At 60.6% G+C, this 2,838-nt stretch carries 4 protein-coding genes and 1 pseudogene; all 5 read left to right on the top strand.

The features are described 5' to 3' along the window. The first annotated feature begins 73 nt into the window (after positions 1 to 73). Positions 74 to 469: a DUF7768 domain-containing protein gene (locus U8U01_RS17160; RefSeq protein ID WP_322176802.1), complete on the top strand. Its 396-nt coding sequence runs from the start codon at positions 74 to 76 to the stop codon at positions 467 to 469. 17 nt (positions 470 to 486) lie between these two features. Next, positions 487 to 780 (top strand): hypothetical protein, encoded by a 294-nt coding sequence (locus U8U01_RS17155; protein WP_322176801.1) that lies wholly within the window; start codon positions 487 to 489, stop codon positions 778 to 780. Further along, positions 780 to 1,910 (top strand): DUF2800 domain-containing protein, encoded by a 1,131-nt coding sequence (locus tag U8U01_RS17150; RefSeq protein ID WP_322176800.1) that lies wholly within the window; start codon positions 780 to 782, stop codon positions 1,908 to 1,910. Before U8U01_RS17155 ends, U8U01_RS17150 begins: the two co-directional genes overlap by 1 nt. Before the next feature lie 3 nt (positions 1,911 to 1,913). After that, positions 1,914 to 2,459 (top strand): DUF2815 family protein, encoded by a 546-nt coding sequence (locus U8U01_RS17145; protein ID WP_322176799.1) that lies wholly within the window; start codon positions 1,914 to 1,916, stop codon positions 2,457 to 2,459. A 68-nt stretch (positions 2,460 to 2,527) separates the two neighbouring features. Further along, positions 2,528 to 2,838: pseudogene (locus U8U01_RS17140) on the top strand (hypothetical protein); the annotation flags it as partial.

Below are 2,838 nucleotides of genomic sequence, written 5' to 3'. Positions count from 1 at the left end.
CCGCCCGACCGGGTGGCGGCAGCAACCATCAACACCACGGGATGCACCCGAATGACTCGAAAGGATAACCGATATGCAGCAAGTTTTTATCTGCTCCCCCTACCGCGGGGACATCGAACACAACATCAAGGTCGCCAAGGATGCGGGGCGTCTCGCCGCCAGAACCGGCTATGTCCCCGTCATCCCCCACCTGATGTATCCGCAGTTCCTCCGGGACGATCTCCCGGACGAGCGCATCCTCGGCATCCAGCTTGGGGCCGAGCTGCTGAAAGCCAGCGACATGATGTGGCTGATTGGCAGCAAAATCACCAAGGGTATGAAGTATGAACTGGAGATCGCCAAGAAGATGCGCATCCCCATCCGCTGCTACGATGAGCAGCTCAACCGCATCACCCCGGACACGCTTTCCATCGATGACCGAGTGGATGAGGAGTTCCTCGCCGAATTGCAGGGCACACATATTGTCTAAAGGAAAGGATACCACAAATGGATAAAAAAGTCTACAGCCAACTGGCTGAAGGCTTCGAGCTGCTGGCGGCTGGCTACCGCTCCCTGGCTGAACAGGGAGCAGAGGCCACCCCCACTGCGGCCCCGGAGCCGACCAAGAAAGAGGATAAGCCCATCACCATCGAGCAGGTCCGCGCCGTCATGTCCGCCAAGAGCGATGAGGGCAAGACTGCCCAGGTCAAGGCCCTGCTGATGAAGTATGACGCTGGCAAGCTGTCTGGCGTCAAGCCGGAGGACTACGCTGACCTCCTCCGAGAAGTGGAGGCGCTCTGATGCCTTCCACACACGCAAGATTTTCTCCCTCGGCTGCGAACCGCCGCCTGCACTGTCCTCCCTCCCTGATGCTGGAGGAGCAGTTCCAGGACGAGGAGAGCGCCTACGCCGCCGAAGGTACCGCTGGCCATGCGATGGCTGAACACCTCATTAAGAAGTATCTCAAGCAGCGCACCCGCCGCCCCGTGTCCGACTACTACTCGGACGAGCTGCTGGAGGCCGTGGACGAGTATGTTTCCTTCGTCCAGGGCGAGATTGAAGAGGCGCGGCGGGGCTACAAGGACCCGGTGTTCACCGTGGAGCAGCGGGTAGACGCTTCGGAGTATGTGGAGGGCTGTTTCGGCACCGCCGACATGGTCATCGTGACCTACAGCTACATCCACATCATCGACCTCAAGCTGGGCCGCGGCGTTCAAGTGTTCGCCGACCACAATGAGCAGCTCATGATCTACGGCCTGGGTGTTCTCAGCAAGGCGGAGCTGCTCTACGACCCCAAGGTAGTGCGGCTGACCATTTTCCAGCCCCGGCTCAACCATTGCTCCACCTGGGAGATCGACCCGGCAGAGCTGAAGCGGTGGGGCGAGGATGTCCTCCGCCCCACCGGGGCAATGGCCCTCATGGGAGCCGGGGAGTTCGCAGCAGGGAGCTGGTGCCGGTTCTGCAAGGCGCGGAACCAATGCCGCGCCAGGGCTGAGGAGTTCCTCAAGCTGGCCCAGATGGAGTTCCGCCAGCCCGCCCTCTTGGACGATGAGGAGATCGCCGAGGTCCTTCGCCGCTCGGATGAGCTGGCGAAGTGGGCGGCAGACGTGTATGCCTTCGCCCAGGACGAGGCCATCGTCCACGGGAAGCAGTGGCCTGGCTACAAGATCGTGGAGGGCCGCTCCGTTCGGAAGTATAGTTCCGAGGAGGAGGTCATCGCTGCGGCCCAGGCCAGCGGCTACACCGACATCTTCAAGAAGTCCCTCATCGGGATCGGCGACATGGAGCGGCTCATGGGCAAGGAGGAGTTCAACCGCATCCTCGGCCCCTATGTGTATAAACCCCAGGGCAAGCTCACGCTGGTCCACCAATCCGATAAACGACAAGAAGTCACCAAGGACACCGCATCTGCGGAATTTCAGGAGGTATAAGTTATGAGTATCCCCAATCCGACCAAGGTCATCATTCCCTGCCGCATCAGCTACGCCCACCTGTTCGAGCCGACCAGTGTGAACGGCTCCGACCCCAAGTACGGCGCTTCGCTGATCGTGTCCAAGAAGGACGCCAAGACCATCACCGCCATCAAGAACGCCATCGAGCAGGCCAAGAAGGACTCCGTGGGCAAGTGGGGCGGCAAGATTCCCCCCAACCTCAAGACCCCCCTCCGGGACGGCGACACCGACCGGCCCGATGACGAGGCATATGCCGGGAGCTTCTTCCTCAACGCCAACAGCCGTCAGGCTCCCCAGGTGGTGGACCGCAAGGTGCAGCCCATCATTGACCAGAGCGAGGTGTACAGCGGCTGCTACTGCAATGTCAGCGTCACCTTCTACGGCTACAACTCCAACGGGAACCGCGGCATTGCGGCGGGCCTTGGAAATGTCCAGTTCGTGAAGGACGGCGAGGCTCTCGGCGGTCGCTCCAAGGCCAGCGATGACTTTGAGGCCATGGCGGACGAGGACGAGGATTTCCTCTCCTGACAAACACACGACTTTTGGCGAGAGGGGTGGAGGGCCTCCACCCCTCTTTGCCATATCAGGAGGCAAGTATGAGCCTATTGGCAATCGACATCGAGACCTTTTCTGACGTAGACCTTCCGAAGTGCGGAGTCTACGCCTACACAAATTCCCCGCAGTTTCAAATCCTCCTCTTTGCCTATGCCTTTGACGATGAACCGACCCAGGTGGTCGATCTGGCCCGTGGGGAGCAACTCCCAGACCGGGTGCTGGAGGCGCTGGAGGATGAGACTGTCACCAAGACAGCCTTCAACGCCGCATTCGAGCGGACGTGTATCTCCCGCTACTTAGGACGGCAACTCTCTCCGGCCTCTTGGCAGTGTACCGCCGTCCAATCGGCGAT

This window comes from Acutalibacter caecimuris, from assembly GCF_034335085.1.
GTDB lineage: Bacteria > Bacillota > Clostridia > Oscillospirales > Acutalibacteraceae > Acutalibacter > Acutalibacter caecimuris.
This window is presented reverse-complemented; position numbering and strand designations above follow the sequence as displayed.

What these genes read in the sequence shown, in the direction of transcription:
- U8U01_RS17145 (WP_322176799.1), top strand. Translation starts at nt 1,914, where the DNA reads ATGAGTATCCCCAATCCGACCAAGGTCATCATTCCCTGCCGCATCAGC.
- U8U01_RS17155 (WP_322176801.1), top strand. Translation starts at nt 487, where the DNA reads ATGGATAAAAAAGTCTACAGCCAACTGGCTGAAGGCTTCGAGCTGCTG.
- U8U01_RS17150 (WP_322176800.1), top strand. Translation starts at nt 780, where the DNA reads ATGCCTTCCACACACGCAAGATTTTCTCCCTCGGCTGCGAACCGCCGC.
- U8U01_RS17160 (WP_322176802.1), top strand. Translation starts at nt 74, where the DNA reads ATGCAGCAAGTTTTTATCTGCTCCCCCTACCGCGGGGACATCGAACAC.